General features: G+C 61.9%; 21 protein-coding genes and 1 pseudogene. 13 read left to right on the forward strand and 9 right to left on the reverse strand.

Features of this window, described 5'->3' with window-relative positions:
• Positions 1-8: 8 nt before the first annotated feature.
• From ACIPSK_RS31605 to ACIPSK_RS31620, 4 genes are all read left to right on the forward strand, one after another.
• Positions 9-1,841 (forward strand): methyl-accepting chemotaxis protein, encoded by a 1,833-nt coding sequence (locus tag ACIPSK_RS31605; RefSeq protein WP_162119399.1) that lies wholly within the window; start codon positions 9-11, stop codon positions 1,839-1,841.
• A 188-nt stretch (positions 1,842-2,029) separates the two neighbouring features.
• Complete coding sequence (locus ACIPSK_RS31610) at positions 2,030-2,719, forward strand: HAD family hydrolase (RefSeq protein ID WP_017963159.1); 690 nt, start codon at positions 2,030-2,032, stop codon at positions 2,717-2,719.
• A gap of 246 nt (positions 2,720-2,965) precedes the next feature.
• Positions 2,966-3,601, forward strand: coding sequence for a DUF433 domain-containing protein (locus ACIPSK_RS31615; RefSeq protein WP_162119398.1), 636 nt, complete (start codon positions 2,966-2,968; stop codon positions 3,599-3,601).
• Entirely contained in the window at positions 3,598-4,029 is a 432-nt protein-coding gene (locus tag ACIPSK_RS31620; RefSeq protein ID WP_017963156.1) for a type II toxin-antitoxin system VapC family toxin, read from the forward strand. Before ACIPSK_RS31615 ends, ACIPSK_RS31620 begins: the two co-directional genes overlap by 4 nt.
• A gap of 104 nt (positions 4,030-4,133) precedes the next feature.
• Here ACIPSK_RS31620 and ACIPSK_RS31625 read toward each other — a convergent pair whose 3' ends face one another.
• Positions 4,134-4,781, reverse strand: a complete 648-nt coding sequence (locus ACIPSK_RS31625) for a hypothetical protein (RefSeq protein WP_026154030.1) — start codon at positions 4,779-4,781, stop codon at positions 4,134-4,136.
• A 263-nt stretch (positions 4,782-5,044) separates the two neighbouring features.
• On the opposite strand from ACIPSK_RS31625, the gene thrC reads away from it, so the two are divergent.
• From thrC to ACIPSK_RS31645, 4 genes are read left to right on the forward strand one after another with little or no spacing between them, the layout of a single operon-like run.
• Positions 5,045-6,469 (forward strand): threonine synthase, encoded by a 1,425-nt coding sequence (gene thrC, locus ACIPSK_RS31630; protein WP_162119395.1) that lies wholly within the window; start codon positions 5,045-5,047, stop codon positions 6,467-6,469.
• Positions 6,470-6,472: 3 nt separating this feature from the next.
• Positions 6,473-7,771 (forward strand): M16 family metallopeptidase, encoded by a 1,299-nt coding sequence (locus ACIPSK_RS31635; RefSeq protein WP_017963152.1) that lies wholly within the window; start codon positions 6,473-6,475, stop codon positions 7,769-7,771.
• A 29-nt stretch (positions 7,772-7,800) separates the two neighbouring features.
• Positions 7,801-8,415, forward strand: coding sequence for a GNAT family N-acetyltransferase (locus ACIPSK_RS31640; protein WP_017963151.1), 615 nt, complete (start codon positions 7,801-7,803; stop codon positions 8,413-8,415).
• Positions 8,412-11,324, forward strand: a complete 2,913-nt coding sequence (locus ACIPSK_RS31645) for a sensor domain-containing phosphodiesterase (RefSeq protein WP_162119394.1) — start codon at positions 8,412-8,414, stop codon at positions 11,322-11,324. Before ACIPSK_RS31640 ends, ACIPSK_RS31645 begins: the two co-directional genes overlap by 4 nt.
• Before the next feature lie 215 nt (positions 11,325-11,539).
• Here the strand turns inward: ACIPSK_RS31645 and ACIPSK_RS31650 are convergent, their stop codons facing one another.
• The 3 genes from ACIPSK_RS31650 to ACIPSK_RS31660 form a co-directional block, all read right to left on the reverse strand.
• Complete coding sequence (locus tag ACIPSK_RS31650; protein WP_162119393.1) at positions 11,540-12,166, reverse strand: class I SAM-dependent methyltransferase; 627 nt, start codon at positions 12,164-12,166, stop codon at positions 11,540-11,542.
• Positions 12,167-12,451: 285 nt separating this feature from the next.
• On the reverse strand, positions 12,452-13,561 hold the full coding sequence (locus tag ACIPSK_RS31655) for a sulfite oxidase (RefSeq protein ID WP_281410339.1): 1,110 nt from the start codon (positions 13,559-13,561) through the stop codon (positions 12,452-12,454).
• 209 nt (positions 13,562-13,770) lie between these two features.
• Positions 13,771-14,442 carry a DUF938 domain-containing protein gene (locus ACIPSK_RS31660; protein ID WP_162119391.1) on the reverse strand — a complete coding sequence of 224 codons (672 nt, stop codon included), beginning with the start codon at positions 14,440-14,442 and terminating at the stop codon, positions 13,771-13,773.
• 411 nt (positions 14,443-14,853) lie between these two features.
• Between ACIPSK_RS31660 and ACIPSK_RS31665 the strand changes: the two genes are divergently transcribed.
• Positions 14,854-15,204, forward strand: a complete 351-nt coding sequence (locus ACIPSK_RS31665) for a DUF2200 domain-containing protein (RefSeq protein WP_162119390.1) — start codon at positions 14,854-14,856, stop codon at positions 15,202-15,204.
• Between the two features lie 83 nt (positions 15,205-15,287).
• On the opposite strand, the gene ACIPSK_RS31670 is transcribed toward ACIPSK_RS31665, so the two are convergent.
• On the reverse strand, positions 15,288-15,986 hold the full coding sequence (locus ACIPSK_RS31670) for a TetR/AcrR family transcriptional regulator (RefSeq protein WP_162119389.1): 699 nt from the start codon (positions 15,984-15,986) through the stop codon (positions 15,288-15,290).
• Between the two features lie 193 nt (positions 15,987-16,179).
• Between ACIPSK_RS31670 and ACIPSK_RS31675 the strand changes: the two genes are divergently transcribed.
• The 3 genes from ACIPSK_RS31675 to ACIPSK_RS31685 all read left to right on the forward strand — a co-directional run bounded on the left by ACIPSK_RS31675 (position 16,180) and on the right by ACIPSK_RS31685 (position 17,673).
• The gene (locus ACIPSK_RS31675) at positions 16,180-16,665 is read left to right on the forward strand and encodes a RidA family protein (protein ID WP_162119388.1); all 486 of its coding nucleotides are present in this window, start codon (positions 16,180-16,182) and stop codon (positions 16,663-16,665) included.
• Between the two features lie 135 nt (positions 16,666-16,800).
• Positions 16,801-17,226, forward strand: coding sequence for a hypothetical protein (locus ACIPSK_RS31680; RefSeq protein ID WP_162119387.1), 426 nt, complete (start codon positions 16,801-16,803; stop codon positions 17,224-17,226).
• A 138-nt stretch (positions 17,227-17,364) separates the two neighbouring features.
• The gene (locus tag ACIPSK_RS31685) at positions 17,365-17,673 is read left to right on the forward strand and encodes a Dabb family protein (RefSeq protein WP_017963135.1); all 309 of its coding nucleotides are present in this window, start codon (positions 17,365-17,367) and stop codon (positions 17,671-17,673) included.
• A 31-nt stretch (positions 17,674-17,704) separates the two neighbouring features.
• On the opposite strand, the gene ACIPSK_RS31690 is transcribed toward ACIPSK_RS31685, so the two are convergent.
• Genes ACIPSK_RS31690 through ACIPSK_RS31705 form a run of 4 tightly spaced genes read right to left on the reverse strand, consistent with a single transcriptional unit; the run spans position 17,705 to position 20,361 of the window.
• The gene (locus ACIPSK_RS31690) at positions 17,705-18,604 is read right to left on the reverse strand and encodes a metal ABC transporter solute-binding protein, Zn/Mn family (RefSeq protein WP_162119386.1); all 900 of its coding nucleotides are present in this window, start codon (positions 18,602-18,604) and stop codon (positions 17,705-17,707) included.
• A 16-nt stretch (positions 18,605-18,620) separates the two neighbouring features.
• Positions 18,621-19,493: a metal ABC transporter permease gene (locus ACIPSK_RS31695; protein WP_162119385.1), complete on the reverse strand. Its 873-nt coding sequence runs from the start codon at positions 19,491-19,493 to the stop codon at positions 18,621-18,623.
• Positions 19,490-20,236 (reverse strand): metal ABC transporter ATP-binding protein, encoded by a 747-nt coding sequence (locus ACIPSK_RS31700; RefSeq protein WP_162119384.1) that lies wholly within the window; start codon positions 20,234-20,236, stop codon positions 19,490-19,492. The genes ACIPSK_RS31695 and ACIPSK_RS31700 overlap by 4 nt, the downstream gene beginning before the upstream one ends.
• Positions 20,233-20,361 carry a hypothetical protein gene (locus ACIPSK_RS31705; RefSeq protein WP_261321861.1) on the reverse strand — a complete coding sequence of 43 codons (129 nt, stop codon included), beginning with the start codon at positions 20,359-20,361 and terminating at the stop codon, positions 20,233-20,235. The genes ACIPSK_RS31700 and ACIPSK_RS31705 overlap by 4 nt, the downstream gene beginning before the upstream one ends.
• Positions 20,362-20,732: 371 nt before the next feature.
• Between ACIPSK_RS31705 and ACIPSK_RS31710 the strand changes: the two are divergent.
• Positions 20,733-20,894 (forward strand): annotated as a pseudogene (locus tag ACIPSK_RS31710) (IS110 family transposase); the annotation flags it as partial.

The following is a 20,894-nucleotide window of genomic DNA, read 5'->3' on the forward strand; positions in this document are numbered from 1 at the left end:
GTCCTGTCATGGCGTCGATCCAGCATAAGATCATCATTGCGAGCATCGCGATTTTCGGGTTGGCGGGCGGCGCCACGGGCGTCGGCATCTGGTCGGCTTCCATTCTTACCGCAAACAGCGCCGATGTCAGCCAGTCAGCGCAAATTCTGCGCAACCACATGCAGGCCGACATGATGCATGATGCGCTGCGCGCCGACGTGCTCGCGTCGATGCTGGCATCCAACCCGGCAGCAGGCATCGCCGCCGACGCGGTGAAGGCAGATCTGGTGGAGCACGAGGCGCCGTTCCGCGAGATGATCGACGCCAACAAGGCGCTTGCCACCGACGACAAGACCAAAACGATCCTTGCCGGCGTCGAACGTCCCCTGCTTGCCTATATTGCAAGCGCCACTGAGATCGTCGATCTCGCCGGCAAGGATCCCACCGCGGCGTTGAAGGCGTTGCCGGATTTCATGGCGCAGTTCTCGGCGCTGGAAACGGCCATGGAACAGGCCGGAGACCAGATCACGACAGCGTCGGACGATATTTCCAAGCACAGCTCCGAGATAAAAGCTTCGGTCGATATCGTTCTGAAAGCACTTCTGGGCCTGGCCGCGCTCTTCGCCTTTGGCCTCTATTTCCTGACCCGCAAGACGGTCACCAAGCCAATCCTTTCGCTTTCCAACGATATGCAAAGGCTCGCCGGCGGTGACACAGCCATTGCCTGTACCGGCATCGGCCGCACCGATGAAATCGGAACGATGGCATCGGCCGTCGAAGTCTTCCGCCAGGCGGCGATTGCCAACAAGCAACTCGAGCAGGACGCTGAGGCAGCTCGATTGCAGGGCGAAGCCGAGCGGATCACCGCCCGGAAGCAGGCTGACGAAGATGCCGCCGTTCGGCTGCGGGCGGCGACATCAGGCCTCGCTGCAGGCCTGAAGAGGCTTGCATCCGGCGATCTCGCCTTCCAGATCGACGAGCCCTTCGCTCCCGACTTTGAAAACCTCCGGCATGATTTCAACATGTCGATCCGGCAGCTCGATCAGACGCTCGGCGCGATCGCGACCGCTATTGCCGCGATCGATGAAGGCACCAGGGAAATCGCGTCCGGGGCCGGAGATCTGTCGAAACGAACCGAACAGCAAGCGGCCGCTCTCGAAGAAACGGCCGCAGCACTCGACCAGATCACCGCCAATGTCTCGAACTCGAGCAAGCGCACCGACGAGGCACGCACTGAAGCGACCGATGCAAACCGCAATGCCGTCAAGTCTTCGGAGGTCGTGTCGCATGCCGAAGAGGCCATGCGCCGCATCGAGGCTTCGTCCCAGCAGATCTCCAGCATTATCGGCGTGATCGACGAGATCGCCTTCCAGACCAATCTGCTGGCGCTGAACGCCGGCGTCGAAGCTGCACGTGCCGGAGACGCCGGCAAGGGCTTTGCGGTGGTGGCCCAGGAAGTTCGCGAGCTCGCCCAGCGATCGGCCCAGGCGGCAAAGGAAATCAAAGGCCACATCCAGAAATCCTCGGTGGAAGTGGAAAGCGGCGTCAAACTGGTTCTCGACACGAGCCAGGTTCTGAAGGCGATCAGCGAACAGATTGCCCGCATCAATCAGCACATGGATGCAATCGCCGTATCGGCCAGAGAGCAGTCGACCGGCCTTGCCGAAGTCAACACCGCCGTCAATTCCATGGACCAGGTGACCCAGCAGAACGCGGCGATGGTGGAGCAATCCACCGCGGCATCCGGCCAGCTTGCAAAGGAAGCTGCCACGCTGCGCGAACTCGTTTCCCGGTTCAAGCTTCGGGCGACAGCGCCGACGCAATCTGTAACTGGACGTCGGGGTGGGCAACTGGCGGCCTGACGGCTGCTATCTGCTCGCCATTGTTCGGTCCCAAGTCAACCCGACACGACCGATCCGGCAACCGCCAGGGAGCCGGGCGGCTGCCGCATCGCAGCCATGCTTGAGATCAGGTTGAGCTTTGGCCGGGCATCGTGTAAAGCCGCAGCATTCCCGGACAAGACCCAGACTTTCAGCAAGGCGTGAACATTATGGACGGCTTCGACCTCATCATCTTCGATTGCGACGGCGTTCTCGTCGATTCGGAAATCATCGCGGCTGAGGTCGAATCCGGACTTCTGACAGAGGCCGGATATCCGATCAGCGCCGAGGAAATGGGCGAGCGCTTCGCCGGCATGACGTGGCGCAACATCCTGCTGCAGATCGAGCGCGAGGCAAGCATCCCGTTTTCGGCCTCCCTGCTCGACAAGTCGGAGCATCTGCTCGACCTCAGATTGGCGCAGGACGTCCAAGCCATTCCGGGCATCGAATTCGCCGTCTCCAGGCTGGCAATGAAGCGCTGCATCTGCTCGAATTCGAGCACCAAGCGGCTCGACATGATGCTCACCAAGGTGGGCCTCAAGCCGCTGTTTGCGCCGAATATTTTCTCCGCCAAGGATCTTGGCCCCGACCGCGTCAAGCCGAAGCCCGACATCTTCCTGCATGGCGCAAGCCAGATGGGCGTTTCGCCCGACAAGGTCGTCGTGGTCGAGGATTCCGTCCACGGCGTGCATGCGGCGCGTGCCGCCGGCATGCGCGTCATCGGCTTTACCGGCGCCTCGCACAGCTATCCCGCCCATGCCGACAAATTGACGGATGCCGGCGCCGAAACGGCAATCTCCCGCATGAACGACCTGCCAGGCGTCGTTGCCGCACTGGCGGCCTGGGAAGGCGTTCTCTGAGGCGCCTTAGGTTCTGAGGCCGCGATCTGTGACTATGCCGACGATTCTGATCGGGACAGCGGCAGCTTCAAGCCCCGCTGACATCGGTGTTCTAGAACCTGAATAAATCGAAGCTGAGAAATGGGTTTCGCACCTCTGCGCCAATCGGCGCGGAATTGAGGACGGCAATGAAGCTGTCGTTGGATCTTTCCTTGCTAGGCGCTTAAATCATCCCTATATTGGAGATCAATTAGCAAGGGAACGCTTATGCCTGCTACCCACGCTCTCACTTTGACTGAGGCCGGTTACGTCCTGAACCGGTCCGCGACCGCTCTCAACAAGGCTGTCGATACAGGTGTTATCCGCGCGCGCCAGCGCAAGGTCGGTAGCGCTGTTCAGCGGCTTTTGGGCCCCGCAGAAATGCGTTTTTTGCTCGTCGCCGACGGCCTCGATAAGGACCTAACTCCTGCCGGCCGTCGCAGACTATACGATGCGATCCGTCAACTCTCTTTCGACGCTCATCGTGTCAGTCTCGGGGAAATCGAGCTCGACCTGGGGAAGATAGATGCAGATCTCGAAACTCGGCTTCAGCGCCTGGAAGCTTTGCGAGAGTGGGTAGACGTAGAGCGTGGAGAACCGCTGATAAAGGCTACGCGCGTTCCGGTCCATATGGTGGCAGCACTTGCCCGCGGACAGACAGTCGCGGAGATCGTCGAGGATTTTCCTTCTCTCAGCCGCGAGCAGGTCGAGGCCGCCATCGAATACGCGAAAGCATATCCGAAGCGGGGGCGACCCTATCCATCCCGCAGTCTCAAGCGATCGCTCGCCGACCTCGCCGAACTTGGGGCCTTCGATGAAGTCGACGGAGCAGCCGATGTTGCAGGCCCGCGAATAATTCCGTGACCGGCTACTTGCTGGACGAGAATGTCTTGCGTGAGTTCAGCCCGCGAGGGAACGCCAACGTCCGCAAGTGGATCGCCGGCGTCGATGACGCGGAACTGCGCCTCAGCGTAGCGACGCTATTCGAGAAGCGCCGAGGTGCTGAAATGCTCAAACGGCGCGACCCGGAACGCGCCGCTGCTATCATTCGAGGAATTGCCAACCTGGAGAAAGCGTTTGCAGATCGGATTTTGCCGGTGGACGCCCCAGTTGTGGAAGAATGGACGCGCCTGCTCGGAGCCAAGAACAAGGACCGCTGGGACTTGGCGCTTGCAGCGACTGCGCGCGTTCACCGCCTCGTGCTTGTCACGCGTAACATCAAAGATTTCGAGGGCCGCGGTACGCGGCTGCTCAATCCGTTCACCGATCCCCCGGAGCGGATCGAGCCCTAGAATAGGACATCGTCCGAAAACCGCTTCCCGCCTTTCCTGAGATTGGCTTTCCTTTTCACGCAATTCCGGACGGAAAACCGCTGCGCACTTTTCCTGGAATTGCTCTAGCTGCTCTTCTTGGTCTTTGCCGGCTGGGTGTCGAAGCCGACGTTGACGCGCACCAGGGCGCCGGAGCCGACCGGCATCTTGATGCCGTCCTTGCGGAAGACCACCTGCGTGCCAGGCGCGCCCGGCGGGATCTCGGTCGGGAATTTGGTGACCTCGGAATAGAGCACGGTCTCGCCGTCGACGACGGAGATGCGGATCGGCAGCGTCACGGGGCCCGGCGTGCCGGCCGGGCCGGTGATGAGGCGCAGCTGGGCAACGACCGTCATCGTCAGGTTCGTGTCGTTGAGCGTGCACTGGCGGGTGTAATCGCCGAAGGAAGCCTGGAAGACGATCTGCTGCGGATCGTCCTTCTTGCCCTTGGCATAGGTGCGGAAGATTGCATCCTGGTCACGCATGAAGATCTGTGGGCAGGCGCCCTGGACGACGGGAGCGACCGTGCCCTGCGCCGTCGTCGCCGTGCCGATCGAGGGATTGTTCGAAGACGGGTTGGCGGGCGCCAGCGGCATGATCTGGGCGGTGCCGTTCGACTGCGTCGCCGGCGCCGACGACTTGCTGTCGCCGCCTATACCGAGCGAGTTGCAACCAGTGAGCAAGGCAAGAAAAGATGCGGAGACGATGAGACGCGAGACCTTGCCGAGCACCATATTCCATCCCTTGTGCAAGCGTTTCTTGGAGGCCCCATGTCTTTTTCGCGGGGCCTTTCATGACGGTTTGCGATGGTCTATATCAGCGGCGTAAACAAAAATCGATTGGGTAAGCGCCGTTTTGATGCACTTTTCGCCGCCGGATGCGGGCAACCTCAACAGCATATCCGCGATGCCATGCCTGCAGGGCGGCCTCTTTTCGATTTCCAGCGGACCGGGCCACGGCTGCGCCCGGCCGGATTTCCTTCAGCGATAGATCAAGGATGACGAACGTGGACTATATCTCGACCCGCGGCGAGGCCCCTTCCCTCGGCTTTTGCGACGCCCTGCTGACCGGGCTGGCGCGCGACGGCGGGCTCTACGTTCCGCGCAAATGGCCGAGCTTTTCGAAGAAGGAGATCCGCGCGCTGCGCGGCAAGACCTATCAGGAAATCGCCTTCACCATCCTGTCGCCCTTCACCAATGGCGAGATCCCCGACGACACCTTCCGGGCGATGATCGACGAGGCCTACGGCACCTTCCGCCACCCGGCGATCGCGCCGCTCGTCCAGACCGGGCCGAACAGCTTCGTCATGGAGCTGTTCCACGGCACGACGCTCGCCTTCAAGGACGTGGCGATGCAATTGCTCGCCCGGCTGATGGACTATGCGCTCGAGAAGCGCGGCGAGCGCGCAACGATCGTCGGCGCCACCTCGGGCGACACCGGCGGGGCGGCGATCGACGCCTTCGCCGGCCGCGAGCGCACCGACATCTTCATCCTCTTCCCGCACGGCAAGGTCTCACCGGTGCAGCAGCGGCAGATGACGACCTCGTCGTCACCGAATGTGCATGCGCTTGCCGTCGAGGGTAATTTCGACGATTGCCAGAACCTCGTGAAGGCGATGTTCAACGACGTAGCCTTCCGCGACAGGGTTCGGCTTTCCGGCGTCAACTCGATCAACTGGGCGCGCATCATGGCCCAGATCGTCTATTATTTCACGGCGGCGGTGGCGCTCGGCGGCCCGGACCGGAAGATCTCGTTCACGGTGCCCACAGGCAATTTCGGCGATATATTCGCCGGCTACTGCGCCAAGCGCATGGGCCTGCCGATCGACCGGCTGGTGATCGCCACCAATGAAAACGACATCCTGGCGCGGATGCTGAAGACCGGTCGTTACGACATGAAAGCGGTCAAGGCGACGAGTTCGCCGTCGATGGACATCCAGATCTCCTCGAACTTCGAACGGCTGCTGTTCGAAGCCTATGACCGCGACGCCTCGAAGGTGCGCGCGGCAATGGAAAGCCTCAAGCAATCCAACGGCTTCGAGATCGGCGCGCAAGCGCTGAAGGCGATCCGCCGCGACTTCCGCGCCGGGCGCGCCAGCGAGAAGCAGGTTGCCGAGACGATCCGCAAGACCCATGCCGAGACCGGTTATCTGCTGGATCCGCATTCGGCGATCGGCGTCTTCGTCGCTGCCAAGAAAGAAAAGCCGAATACGCCGATGGTGACGCTTTCGACCGCGCATCCGGCGAAATTCCCCGCCGCCGTAAAATCCGCCTGCGGTATTGACCCGGCGCTTCCGACGTGGCTTGCTGATCTGATGCACAGGGAGGAGCGTTTCCAGATCATCAAACCGGAGCTGAAAGCCGTTGAGACTTTTATCGGCCAGCATGCCCGCGGCGAGACGACAGCAGGCGCAGAAAGATAGCCAATGACAGTTGAGTGCACCCGGCTGAAATCCGGGCTGACAGTAGTCACAGAGACCATGCCGCATCTTGAAAGCGTTGCGCTCGGAGTCTGGATCAAATCGGGATCGCGTAACGAGACGGACAACGAGCACGGCATCGCTCACCTGCTCGAACACATGGCCTTCAAGGGCACGGCGCGCCGCACGGCCCGCCAGATTGCCGAGGAGATCGAAGATGTCGGCGGCGAAGTCAATGCCGCGACCTCGACCGAGACGACCTCCTATTACGCCCGCGTGCTCAAGGACTACGTGCCGCTCGCCGTCGATATCCTCGCCGACATCCTGACGGAATCGGCCTTCGAGGAAGAGGAACTGGAGCGCGAGAAGCAGGTGATCCTGCAGGAGATCAACGCCGCCAACGACACGCCCGACGATGTGGTGTTCGACCGGTTCTCCGAGGCCGCCTATCGCGACCAGACGCTCGGGCGGGCGATCCTCGGCACGCCGGAGACCGTCGTCTCCTTCACGCCGCAGCAGATCCGTGGCTATCTCGGCCGCAACTACACGACCGACCGCATGTTCGTGGTCGCCACCGGCGCCGTCGAACATGAAGAATTCCTGCGCATGGTCGAGGATCGCTTCGCCAGCCTGCCGACGACCCCTTCCGCCCCGCCGGTCATGGAGCCGGCGCGTTATATCGGCGGCAGCGTGCGCGAACCGCGCGACCTGATGGACGCGCAAATCCTGCTCGGATTCGAAGGCAAGCCCTATCACGCCCGCGATTTCTACTGCTCGCAGATCCTCGCCAATATCCTTGGCGGCGGCATGTCCTCCAGGCTGTTCCAGGAGGTGCGCGAGTTCCGCGGCCTCTGTTATTCGGTCTATGCCTTCCACTGGGGCTTTTCCGACACCGGCATCTTCGGCATTCATGCCGCGACCGGCGGCGAAAACCTGCCGGAGCTGGTGCCCGTCATCATCGATGAGCTGCACAAATCGGCCGATGCGATCCACCAGAAGGAAATCGAGCGTGCCCGCGCCCAGATCCGCGCCCAGCTGTTGATGGGTGCGGAAAGCCCGGCTGCCCGCGCCGGCCAGATCGCCAGGCAGATGATGCTTTACGGCCGGCCGATCTCCAATCCGGAGATGATGGAGCGGCTGGAAGGCATCACTATCGAGCGGCTGACCGACCTCGCCGGCCGGCTGTTCTATGATACGGTGCCGACGCTTTCGGCGATCGGTCCACTGGAACAGCTCGCCCCGATGGAAGACATCACTGCCTCGCTTTCGGTCCCGGCGTCGAAGACGCTGCAGGCAAGCCGCTGAGCCGACGTCCGTCCGGCCGGGAGTGATCGATGCCAAAATCGGTTTTTCGGTTCCTGCAGCGGCAGCCGGAAGCGGTGCAGCTGGAGAACGACAGATATCTCCTGCGTCTGCCTCGCTACCAGGATTTCAACCAGTGGCACCGGTTGCGCGCCGACAGCCGCAAATTCCTGGAACCCTGGGAGCCGACCTGGCGGCGCGACGAGCTGACGGAGGGGGCATACCGCGCCCGCGTCGTCCGCGGCAAGCAGGAATATGCCTCGGGCCAGGCGGTGCCGCTGTTCATTTTCCTCAAAGACGACATGACGCTCGTCGGCGGCGTCACCATCGGCTACATCAGAAGAGGTGCGGCACAAAGCTGCATGATCGGCTACTGGATGGGCGAACGTCATGCCGGCCAGGGGCATATGTTCGCCGCTCTTCAAATGGTTATTCCTTACATCTTCACCGGGCTTGAGTTGCACCGTATCGAAGCAGCCTGTATTCCAGATAACGCGCGCAGCATCCGTCTGCTTGAAAAAGCCGGGTTTCAACAGGAAGGCTATCTGCGCGGATATTTGAAGATCAACGGTCAGTGGCATGACCATGTGATGTTTTCACGTCTCGCCACCGATACGGATAAAGGCAGGAAAACCGACAGCCGATGACAAGAGACCGCATGCTGCCCAAGTCACCGTCCGGACGAGTGATCGCGGTGATCGCAGCCCTTTTCCTGGCGGCCTTCGCCTTCGCGGCGGGCACTGCCCAGGCGGCCGAACCGGTAAAAATTTCCCGTGACGATACCGCGCTCGATCTGACAGCAACGACCGAGATCTACGCCAACCAGGGCGAGGCCTTCCAGGTTTCGACGGCGGCCGGCGCCGACGGCATCCGCCGCCGCATCGAGGTCCGGGCAAGCTCGGAGAACCATCAGGGCGACTGGGCAGTGTTTGCGCTTGCCAACGTTTCGGAAGAACAGCTTGAGCGCGTCATCGTCGCGCCGCATTTTCGTCTGGTCAATTCCAAGCTGTTCTGGCCGGATCTCGGCTCGCAGCGCATCAGCGCGATTACGCCCAGCGAAGGTTTTGCGCTCGACCGGCAGCCAAGCGACGAGGCCGACGTCTTCCGCATCACGCTGAACCCAGGCGCCGTCATCACCTTCGTCGCCGAACTGTCGACGCCGGAGCTGCCGCAGATCTATCTGTGGGAACCGAACGCCTACAAGGACACAATCAACGCCTTCACGCTCTATCGCGGCATCGTGCTCGGCATTGCCGGCCTGCTCGCGGTGTTCCTGACCATCCTCTTCGTCGTCAAGGGCACCTCGATGCTGCCGGCGACAGCAGCCCTTGCCTGGGCGGTGCTCGGTTATATCTGCGTCGACTTCGGTTTTCTCGGCAAGCTGATCAGCGTCGCCTCGGCCGATCAGCGAATATGGCGCGCCTGCGCCGAGGTGGCGCTGGCCTCGAGTTTCGTCATCTTCCTCTTCACCTATCTCAACCTCAACCGCTGGCATGCGCATCTCGGCTACGCCACGCTTGCCTGGGTGCTCGGCCTTGCCCTGCTCTTTGGCGTCGCGATCTACGATCCGTCGATCGCCGCCGGCATCGCCCGGCTTTCCTTCGCGTTGACGGCCGCGACGGGACTGCTCTTGATCATCTATCTCGGCTTCAACCGCTACGACCGCGCCATTCTGCTGGTGCCGGCCTGGGCGCTGACGCTCGTCTGGCTGTTCGGGGCGTGGCTGACGGTTACCGGACGGCTCGACAACGACATCATCCAGCCGGCGCTCGGCGGCGGCCTCGTGCTGATCGTGCTGTTGATCGGCTTCACCGTCATGCAGCATGCGTTTGCCGGCGGCGCCTTCCAGCAGGGGCTGTTTTCCGATCTCGAGCGGCAATCGCTGGCGCTGACCGGCTCCGGCGACATGGTGTGGGATTGGGACGTGGCGCGCGACCGCGTCGTCACCATTCCCGACGTGTCCGTCAAGCTCGGCCTGTCGCCCGGCGCCATGCATGGCGCGGCGCGCAACTGGCTGCCGCGGCTGCATCCCGACGACCGCGACCGCTTCCGCGCCACGCTCGACGTGCTGCTCGAACACCGCCGCGGGCGGCTGAACCATGAGTTCCGCATCCGCGCCGAGGACGGGCATTTCCACTGGCTGCTGATCCGCGCCCGACCGGTGCTCGGCTCGAACGGCGAGATCATCCGCTGCGTCGGCACGATCGTTGACGTCACCGAGCAGAAGAATTCCGTCGAGCGGCTGCTGCATGATGCGCTGCACGACAATCTGACCGGCCTGCCGAACCGGCAGGTCTTCCTCGACCGGCTGCAGTCGGTGCTGGCGCTGGCGCCGGGCGGCGACACGTTACGGCCGACGGTGATGGTGATCGATATCGACCGCTACAAGCTGGTCAATGATTCGCTGGGCGTTGCCGCCGGCGACAACATCCTGATCGCGCTGACGCGGCGGCTGCGCCGGCTGTTGAAACCGCAGGACACGCTGGCGCGGCTTGCCGGCGACCAGTTCGGCCTCATCTTGGTTTCCGAGCACAATCCGGCCAAGGTCGCTGATTTTGCCGATGCGATCAGCAAGGCGATCATGGTGCCGATCAACTTCGCCAATCGCGAGATCATCCTGACCGCCTCGGTCGGGCTTGCCTCCTGGGTGGACCGGCAGGAGAGCGCCACCGGCCTGCTCAGCGATGCCGAGCTTGCGATGTACCGGGCAAAACGGGCCGGCGGCAACCGCGTCGAGCCGTTCCAGCCCGCCTTCCGCGATTTCGGCACCGACCGGCTGCAGCTGGAAACGGATCTGCGCCGCGCCATCGAGCGCAAGGAATTGTCGATGGTCTACCAGCCGATCGCAAGGCTGGAGGATGTCGAGGTCGCCGGCTTCGAGGCGCTGATGCGCTGGGAACATCCCAAACGCGGCTATATCCCGCCATCGGAATTCATCCCGATTGCCGAGGCCTCCGACCTTATCGGCCCGCTCGGCATGTTTGCACTGGAACAGGCGACCAACGATCTGATGAGCTGGCAGCACCAGACCGGCGAATTGCCGATCTTCGTCTCGATCAACCTGTCGAGCGTGCAGCTGCTCAACAACGAGCTCTATGACGACGTGCGTTCGGTTCTCGCCAAGACGCATTGCCAGCCCTCGCGCCTCAAGCTCGAACTGACGGAATCCATGGTGATGGAAAATCCGGAACAGGCCAGGCTCGTGCTGCAGAAACTGAAGGAAGCCGGCATCGGCCTGGCGCTCGACGATTTCGGCACCGGATATTCGTCGCTCGCCTATCTCACCCGCTTTCCATTCGACACGATCAAGCTCGACAAGACTTTGGTGCGCGACAGCAGCGACAAGAAGGCGATCGTGCTGAGATCCGTGATATCGATGGCACGCGAACTCGACATGAAGGTGGTGGCGGAGGGGATCGAATCCAACGAGGATGCGATCGAGCTTGCCAAGATGGGCTGCAACTACGGCCAGAGCTATCTTTTCGGCCCGCCGATCCCTTCGGAATCGGTGCTGCGGCTGCTTCGGGACCGGTTTCCGCTGACGAAACGCGCCTGAGCGGAACCGCTGGTCTCGTCGGTTTCCTCGGTCGCAACAAAAGGCCGGCTTCGGCCCGCGGCGAACATCTGTTGGTTGTTGAAGGATGCGGCTACTTTGCGCCCCCTTGTCGGCCACAGAGGGGATCTTGCCTTCGCCCGGAAGCTGACATTACGGTGACCACCTGGAGTTCATAGTCGCGCCACAACCGGCCATTCCCGCAAGTTCTGTGTGCCTCAGGCCCGGCTCGCCCGAACGCTCAGCCACCGATCATGGGGCCTTCCGACGTACCGGCGTACCTCGCTGACGATCCAGCCGGCGTCTGTGAGTGCGGACCGCAGGGCAGACTCGCGCCAATACGTCTCGACGTAGCGCCGGGGCGCTGCAGAACTGCCGTGTGTGGACACATCCTCGCCTTCGCCCTCTCTCACCGAGGCGTGCAGTCGCCCACCGGTCCGGGTCGCCGCGGCAAGCCGTCCAAGCACCGTGCCGAAATCCTCGCGCCCGACATGAATCAGGCAGGCGCAGGCCCAGATCCCGTCATACGGCGTGCCGGGACGCTGCGGGTCGGCCAAGTCATCGGTCAGCGGGTCCAACAGGTCGGCTTCGAAGCCATTTTCGCGAAGCAGTTCGACGAAACCCTTTGCAATGTCGGTGCGCCGGACGCTCATTCCCCGCTCCTCAAGCTCAAGTGCATCTCGCCCGCCACCGCTTCCGATCTCCAGCACCCTGCCCGAGCCGCCCAGCTCGGTCACGAACGCATCGATCTCTGTCGCGACCCATTCGGGCATTGCCGCGGCCTCGGCAGCGTACTCCGCCGCGACCGCATCATAGGACCGCACGGTATCCAGGTCGGTGCCCATCCTAGCGCTCCTCCTTCAAGACAAGAGGCCTGGTGAGCGAGAGGCCCATCAGCCCGTTGCGCCCTTCACACTTTGGCAGTTGGTGACATCGCGGACGATTTGCTTGCGAACTTTAGCAGAAATGCGGTCAGAGGCACCACCGACCGAGCCAATGCTGCCGGGCGGCAATGCGCCCTCATAATGGTCATCGAGCCACCCTTCGCAGTTGCTGCAAAGCGGACATGACGCAGTGACAACGCGGGTCGCAGTTGCGCCAAAAGCCGCCATTCCGCCCCATGCGGGTGATTAGATCACGAATTCCTCCTCGTACTTCTGTGGCTCGGGAACGACCGTAACCTCCACCGGCACGATCCAATTGGCCGCGTAGCTCTCGCAGTCGGAACGCTGGAGCTCGGGCTGCACGCACCCCGCCCCATCGATCGCGCGACATCGCAGTATATATCGCCCCACTTCTTCAGGGGTCCACATGTACTCCCACAAGCGCCATGCAAAGGGACGTTCCGTTTCAAGGAGCCTTCCCTCGCGCCAGCCCCTGCCATCTCCGGTGCAGACCTGCACCTGCCGGATAGCAGCCTCTCCGCTCCAGGCGGCTCCGAAAATCCGGTACGGTTGGCCGGCGATGAGATGCGCCCCCTGTACGGGACGCGCGATCTGCGCTTTGACCTCCATCTCCGCAAGGGGGACCAGCCGGGGTTCCCCGAGGCTGCGCTCCCAACGGAAATAGTCGCGCGCCTGCCAGTAGCCAAGGAAGGGTTGTTCCACAACCGTGATATGCGTGATCCACTTGACCCAAGCCATGCCGAACCAGCCGCCCACGACCGCGCGTAGCGGGTAGCCGTGATCGCGCGTCAACGGCTCCTCGTTCATCGAGTAGGCAAGGATCGTGCTGTCAGCGATGGCCTTCTCAAGCGGTAAACTGCGCGCAAAAGCGATGGGGCCGGGAGAAGCCGTTTTCTTGTTCGTGTCGACGACGCCGCTGTCTGCGCCTATGAGCAGAACCTCACGCGCGGTTCGCTTAACGCCCGCCATTTCTAAAATCTCGCGCAGAGAAACACCTGTCCACGCGGCATTGCCGACGGCTCCGTTTTGCCACTGCAACCCCTCCTTCGGCGGCTCATAGTAGACGCGCCCGTTCCCTGCGCACTCGACGACGGCGGTGAAAGTCGTGCTCCGCATCGCCTTGATGCTGTCGAGGTCAAGTTCGATCGGCCGCTCCACCGCCCCGCCAACGCGCAATCTCCAGTCTCGCGCATCGAGGTCCGGCGACGGGAAATGGTTTCGCACGAAGAACAGCTCGGTTGGGATCAGCCAATCGGAGAGCGACGCAAACGGAAACTCGATGTTCTGTGGGGATTTCTGTCGAACTATCAGACTGGGTTGCTGTGGTGTCGGCATCGTCCTCGTCTCCCCTTTCAAGAGCACAACGTTGGCACTCGGTCGCGCGAATTCCGGTTCGATCACACCGCCCCTCGCAGCGTGTCTGTCGCGTTCCGCCTTCGGCCGCATTCTAGCACATACCGCACGTTCCTCGGATCGACCTCGAACGGCAGCAAAGGGCCCGAATGCTGCTATGGGCCCACGTCTCTTTGGCGCCCGCTTGTCGTTCAGGCACTGCCGCTGGAGAAGACCAGCAACGTATTGTTGGTAGGCATCTCGATCGTCTCGCGGAGATTAAGTCCAGCGGCCTCACCCACTTGTTCAAGATCAGCGATATCACGCACCCCCCAGGATGGGTTGCGCTCCTTTAGAGCCGCGTCGAAAGCAGCGTTCGAGGGGGCGTTGTGTGCCCCGTCGCGCATGAATGGGCCGTAGAGAAGAAGAAGCCCACCAGCGTGAAGCAAACGGCCAGCTCCTGCGAACAATCCTAAGCTTGCCGCCCACGGCGCGATATGGATCATATTGATCGACACGATGGCGTCAAAATGCGCCGTTTGTTCGACGCCCCATTGTCCTGAGCACACATCAATATCCCGCGGTGCCAGCACATTCTTCAGCCCTGCGAATTTGATCCAGCTTGACGTACTGGTGCGGGCGTCGGCATCCGGATCGCTCGGCTGCCAGGTGAGGTTGGGCATTGCTCCCGCAAAACACACGGCGTGCTCGCCGGTCCCGCATCCAATCTCCAGCACGGCTCCACGTGTTGGAAGGACACGTTTTAGGACTGCGACGATCGGCGCCGAATTTCGCGCAACGGAAGGTGAGAACATGCGCTGGTCGGCGCTTATGTCGCGCTGTTCCAGCGCAACAGGTGAACGGTCCTTCTTCTCTGGGGGCATTGGCCTTGAATCCCCTTTGGCGATGTCTCCCACCTTATAGCTGAAATGATGGGACAGAAACCAAGGATTTCGGACTTACGAAGGGGGTCGCCGGCGCGCGCGTTCGGGCGAGGGCGACCGAAGGTCCACTTCGCGTCAGATCACGCGCCCGCCAGGCTCAGGGTCTGCTTTCGAAAATCCGAGCCCGGAAGCCGACCGACGGCTTTCAGTCCCGTAGCGGTCGTTTACCCAAGCCGAGCCGATGTCCGTTGTTGGTGCAATCCGGTCGAAGACGCGCGGCGCTGTGGAGATGCCGCCTTTGCACTGATCTACTTCGCGCTCGCGGAAGCTTACTCATTGTCGACCGCTTGTTGAGGACTTGAAACCAGCTATCTCAAGCCGGAAAATATCTGGAATGTTGAGGAGCACTCGATGACGAAGCATCGGATCTATTCAGTCAGCGTCGCGAGCGTCTATCCCCACTATGTCGCCAAGGCAGAGAAGAAGGGGCGGACGAAGACGGAGGTCGATGACATCATCTGTTGGCTGACGGGGCATAGCCAGCAGAGCCTGGACGATCAATTGGCTGCGAAGACCAGCTTCGAGGATTTCTTTGCGCAAGCGCCTCAGATGAATCCCTCCCGATCGTCGATTACAGGCGTGATCTGCGGTGTCCGCGTGGAAGACATCCAGGAAAAGACGATGCGGGAAATCCGCTGCCTGGATAAATTGATCGACGAACTCGCGAAGGGGAAAGCGATGGAGAAAATCCTGCGGAAATAGCCGGGAAACCGTGTCGCGGCAGCGGGATCACCCACGGCACACCCGCAGAATCCGGCACCGTCCCGTCCAGGAATGACGAATGTTCACTGGCGCGGAGCAAGACCATCGAGCAGGAAGTCGAGGCCCTTCCTGAAAGCGCCGTCCCAATCATTGTCCAGCAGCAGACGAGAGCGTTCGATCGTCGGGTAGTGCTGGCTCAGACCTGTCAGGCGCTGCTGCGCGGCCGCCCTGTCTTCGTCCGAGAGATCGAAGTTCGCCCGGGTGATGGTCGCGCCGATCACATAGTTCCAAAGCGACCAGATCGCGACGTTCAAATCCGCATCAGTGACACCGGCTCCGGACAAGGTCTTGCTCAGCAGTTCCAGCCGGCTGAGGATGTTCGGGCCGAGCGCCCGGCGCGGTAGCAGCGAGGCCGACCAAGGATGGCGCAGCATGCTGGCGCGCCAGTCTTCGAGCATATGAACGATTTCCCCGCGCCAGTCTCGATACTCGACGATGTCAGACGGTCCGCGATATTCGAGCACCGAATCCAGCGCCAGATCGAAGACCTTTTCCTTGTTGTCGACGTGCCAATAGAGGCTCATCGCGCCCGAGCCGAGGCGATCGGCCAGCCGGCGCATCTTCAGTCCGTCGACGCCCTCGGCGTCCAGCAGCTCCACCGCAGTCGCCACGATCCGTTCCAGCGAGAGAGGCGGCTCACTGCGCGGCTCCTGCCCGGACTGAGGTGACTCACTTCTCCGGCCAGACCCCTTGCTCTCACCGCCGCTGCGTTTTGCTGCCATTCGTCTTCCTTACCGATCAGACGTCGATCTAAGCCGACAATGCTGGGAATGTCGATCCTGACCGATTGACTCGTACGACGTACGATGCAATCTAATCGTACGCTGTACGAGTTGTATCATAGAGGCGATAGAGATTCATCCTGCAGGCCACGAGGATCCGTCGCACGCAGCCCTGAGAAGCCAAGAGAAAATCATGTCACCCGCGATCAAGCATTTCATTATCGGAGGATTCATCATCATGACCATCAGCGTTCCCACTGCGACGAGAGCCAATGACGATCTCAAATTGATTATCGTCAATCCAGAAAACCTCTACGACCCCTCGCCGAATGGCTACAGCACGGCGGTGATCGTGCCCCGCCAAGGCCGGCTGGCCTATATCTCCGGACAGGGCGGCCAGGATAGCGCGGGAGCCTTGTCGCCCGATTTCGCCGTCCAGGTGAAGCAGGCTTATGCGAATTTGCGCACCGCCCTCGATACGCTCGGCGCACGGCCGGATCAGGTCGCCAAGCTGACGGTTTTCGTGGTCGATCACGATATGTCCAAGCTCGAGGTGCTGACCAGCAACGTCAAGGACATGTTCGGCGAAGCACTGCCGGCGCAGACGCTGATTCCCGTTCCCAAGCTTGCCATCGATCCCATGCTCTTCGAGGTCGAGGCAGTGGTCGTCCTGGAATAGCGGCGGATTGAGACAAATCGGGTTTTCAGGGGTGGTGCGTAAATCTTTGTCAGGCGCGCCACCTTCCCTCTATCGATGGCCATTGACCAACGGCCTGGGATGTGCGCCACTCATGGCTTGTACAAGGAAAATCCCATGCTCAAGTTTCTGCTCGCCCTCTCGATGGGTGTTTTTTGCGTATCGTCGCTTCAGGCCGGCGATATCGCTCCGGTGACCAAAAGCTGCGAGCCGGGGGCAAAACAGGCGCAATGCGAGCGATGGGTCACGGATATCAAGAAAGCCGTCGAGCTGGCGTATAAGGGCGACCACGGTGCACAGGTGACCGTTGCCTTCTGCCTGTCCACCGGTTGCCATGGTGCCGTCGCCATCGACAAGGTCGCTTCCTGCAGCTGGCATCTGGTCATTGCCAATTCGGGCGTTGCGACAGTGCTCGACGCTTCCAATCTCAGGAACACCTGCCGGCCGATGACGCCAGCTGAGAAAGACCAGGCCCGCGCCTCGTCCCGCGATCTCGTCCGGAAGATCTACAAGCGCCCGATGGTCGCGACCGACCAGATGTAATCTGGTTGGGGTGCCGGCTCTGGGCGCAACGTTTGCGTGAAAATAAATCTCATTGCTCTCCCGGCTTTCGCCGCTATTCTCCACCCAAAGAAAATCGGGCCAAAGAAAATCGGCCAAAGAAAACCGGGAGGACGACTGATGATCCTGCACTGCGTATTCCTGCGGTTGAAGACCGCGATGACGAGCGAAGACAAGCAGTCGCTGTTTGCGGCGATCGTCGCCCTGAAACAGGTCATTCCCGGCATATTGGATATTAAATACGGGCCGAATGTCTCGCCCGAAGGATTGCATGGCGGCTTCGTCGACGGGTTTGCCGTAACCTTTGAAAGCGCCGAGGCGCGCGACGCCTATCTCATTCATCCCGAGCACGTGACGGTGGGCGAGCGCATCGTCTCGTCGACGGATGGAGGCCTTGCCGGCATCCTGGTCTTCGACCTCAATTTGTAAGGGCCGCAGGATAACCTGCAGCCCTTAATCCTCAGCTCGATTTCGCCATGGCGGCGGCGAGCTGATCGACATTGTATTTGAACATCTTCTCATAGGTCGGCGCCGGCCCCTTGGCGTCGGACAGGGATTCGACATAGAGCTCGCCGCCGGGCTCGGCACCGGTTGCCTTGGCGACCTGCTTGACCAAGCGCGGATCGTTGGAATTCTCGAAGAAATAGGCCTTCACGCGCTCGCCGTTGATCTGTTCGATCAGCTTGGCGACGTCGGCGGCCGAGGCCTCGCTTTCGGTGGACAGACCGAGCGGCGCCAGGAAGCTGACATTATATTCGCGGCCGAAATAGCCGAAGGCATCATGGCTGGTCAGCACCTTGCGGCGATCGTCCGCCACCTTATCGAATTTCGCATGGGCATAGGCGTTCAATTCATCCAGCGTCCTGGTGTACTTCTCGGCATTGACCTTGAAGGCGGCGGCGTCCGAGGGATCGGCCGACGACAACGCCTTTTCGATATTGGCGACCCAGACTTTGACGTTGACGGGGCTGTTCCAGACATGCGGATCGGTGATTTCCGCGCCGTCCTCTTCCATGGTGCGGGTGTTGATGCCTGCGGAGACGGTGACCGGTTTGCCCTTATAGCCCGAGGCGGTGATCAGCCGGTCCATCCAGCCTTCCAGCCCCTCGCCGCTGACGAAGGTCACTGCAGCCGCCTTCAAATTCTTCGCATCGGCCGGCGACGGCTCGAATTCATGGGGGTCGCCGTTCGGCCCGACGAGGCTCGTCACCTTGACGTGTTCGCCGCCGACCTGTTTGACGACATCGGCAAGCACGGTGAAGGAGGCCACAACCTTCAGTGTCTCGGCGGAGGCGGGCATGGCCGACAGCGCCATGAAAGCGGGGATTGCTGCGGAGAGAAGCAGTCTGTGCGGTGTCATCGAAGTCTCCTTGAGATCAGCCCTTCAAATGCGGGCGGGGAAAGACGCGCCGGGCCAAGCCGGAGGGCGCGAAAAGAATGGAAAAGCCGTAGAAGATCGCCGCCGTCATGATGATCGTCGGGCCGGAGGCGAGCTCGAGATGATAGGAGGCGATCAGGCCGAGATAGCCGGATGCGGCCGCACTGACGGCCGATATCGCCATCATCACGGGCAGACTGCGCGACCAGAGCTGGGCGACGGCTGCCGGCAGCATCATCAGGCCGACGGCCATCAGCGTGCCGAGCGCCTGGAAGCTGGCGACGAGGTTCAGCACCACGAGCAGCAGGAAGAGCAGGTGATAGACCGGTCCTCGCCCGCCGACGGCGCGCAGGAATCCCGGATCGAAACATTCGGCCACCAGCGGCCGGTAGATGAAGGCGAGGATGACCAGGGTCAGCGAAGTGATCGCGCCGATCAGATAAAGGGCCGGAGCATCGATCGCCAGGATGGTGCCGAAGAGCACATGCAGGAGATCGATATTCGAGCCGCGCAGCGAGACGATCAGCACGCCGAGCGCCAGCGAGGCGAGATAGAAGCTGGCAAAGCTCGCATCCTCCTGCAGCACGGTCATCCGGCTGACGGCGCCTGAAAGCAGCGCCACCGACAGGCCGGCAATCAGGCCGCCGAGCCCCATCGCCGTCAGTGACAGCGAGCCGGCGACGAGGTAACCGATGGCAGCCCCCGGCAGCACGGCGTGGCTCATCGCATCACCCATCAGGCTCATGCGCCGCAGCATCAGGAAGACGCCGATCGGGCCGGAGCCGAGCCCAAGGCAGAGGCAGGCGATGAGCGCCCGGCGCATGAAACCGTAATCGGCAAAGGGCGCGAGGAAGAGATCGTAAGCCGTCATGCCGCCGGCGCCTCTTCGGGTGCGCAGGCATTGGCATCCTCATCCCAGCGCTCGGCCATGGCGCGGGCCTTGAGGAGATTGACCGAGGACATGACGTCTGCGGTCGCACCCCAGCCGACCAGCTCGCGCGCGAGCAGCAGGGTTTGCGGGAAATGGGCGCGGACGAGCTCGAAATCGTGCAGCACGGCGATCACCGTGCGGCCCTCGCCATGCCAGCGGCTGACGATATCGATGAGATCCCTGGTCGTGCGGGCATCGATCGCCGTAAACGGCTCGTCGAGCAGAATGATGCCGGCATCCTGCAGCAGCAGCCGGGCAAAGAGCACGCGCTGGAACTGGCCGGCCGAGAGCGAGCCGACATGCCGCCGGCCGAAGCCTTCGAGGCCAACGGCCGAGAGCGCCTCCCCCGCCCTTTTCACCTCGGCGGGCGCGATGCCGCCGAAGGCGCCGGTCTTCTTCCAGGCGCCGAGCATGACGGTGTCGATCACCGAGATCGGAAAGCGCCGGTCGATCTCGGCCGCCTGCGGGAGGTAGCCGAATTCCGCCCGCCCCAGCCGATGCTCGATCCTGCCTTCGGCCGGGCGAAGCTCGCCCATGATCGCCTTCAGCAGCGTCGACTTGCCCGCCCCGTTCGGCCCGGCAATCGCCGTCAGGCTGCCTGAGGCGAAGGCGCCGGAGACATGATGGACGGCGGGGTGCCTGTTATAGGCGACGGTCAAATTCTCGAGACGGATCAGCGTCATGGCAAGACAACCGCCCAGTGGATCGCCAGCCAAAGGAGCGTAATGACCAGCGCCATGCCGATCACCCTCGAGAATGCCGACTGTCCCAGCAGGCTGACGGAGGGGCGGTCGGGGCTCGGGGGCATGGCGCATCCTATAATGTAATAACATTACCGTTATGTTATAACGATTGCGGCGAGATTGAGGCGAGGCTGGGCATTGCGCACACAATTGAAAAGGGCGACCGAATGGCCGCCCTTCATGTGTCGGGATGTCTGTTATAGTGTTTTGGGATGTGACCATTCGAGCGCTCGGCGGCCCCTTGTATCTGCATGTTAGATTTTATGTGCGATGGAAGCGATTGAGCCTCTGGCTGGGTGGCCACCCAGCCAGAGGCGTGACGAAGTCGCCCGTTTCCCCCTCCGGTTACAACCGTGGATGAGCAAGGGATCTTCGTCATCGTCACGTACGACCGAATAGTCGCTTGGCTTCAACCGCACGCACAAGGCAGGTTACCGTGAACAGAGTTATATGTGGAGTGGATGTTTCGAAGGACTGGCTGGATGCGTTTATCCGCCCGTCCGGGGTTTTTGAGCGTTTCAGCAACGATGCGGCCGGCATCGGTGCGCTGGCTGCGCTCTGCCGGGAGCAGGGTGTCGAGCTCGTCGTCATGGAGGCG

It is taken from the genome of Rhizobium sp. LARHSG275, from assembly GCF_052871115.1.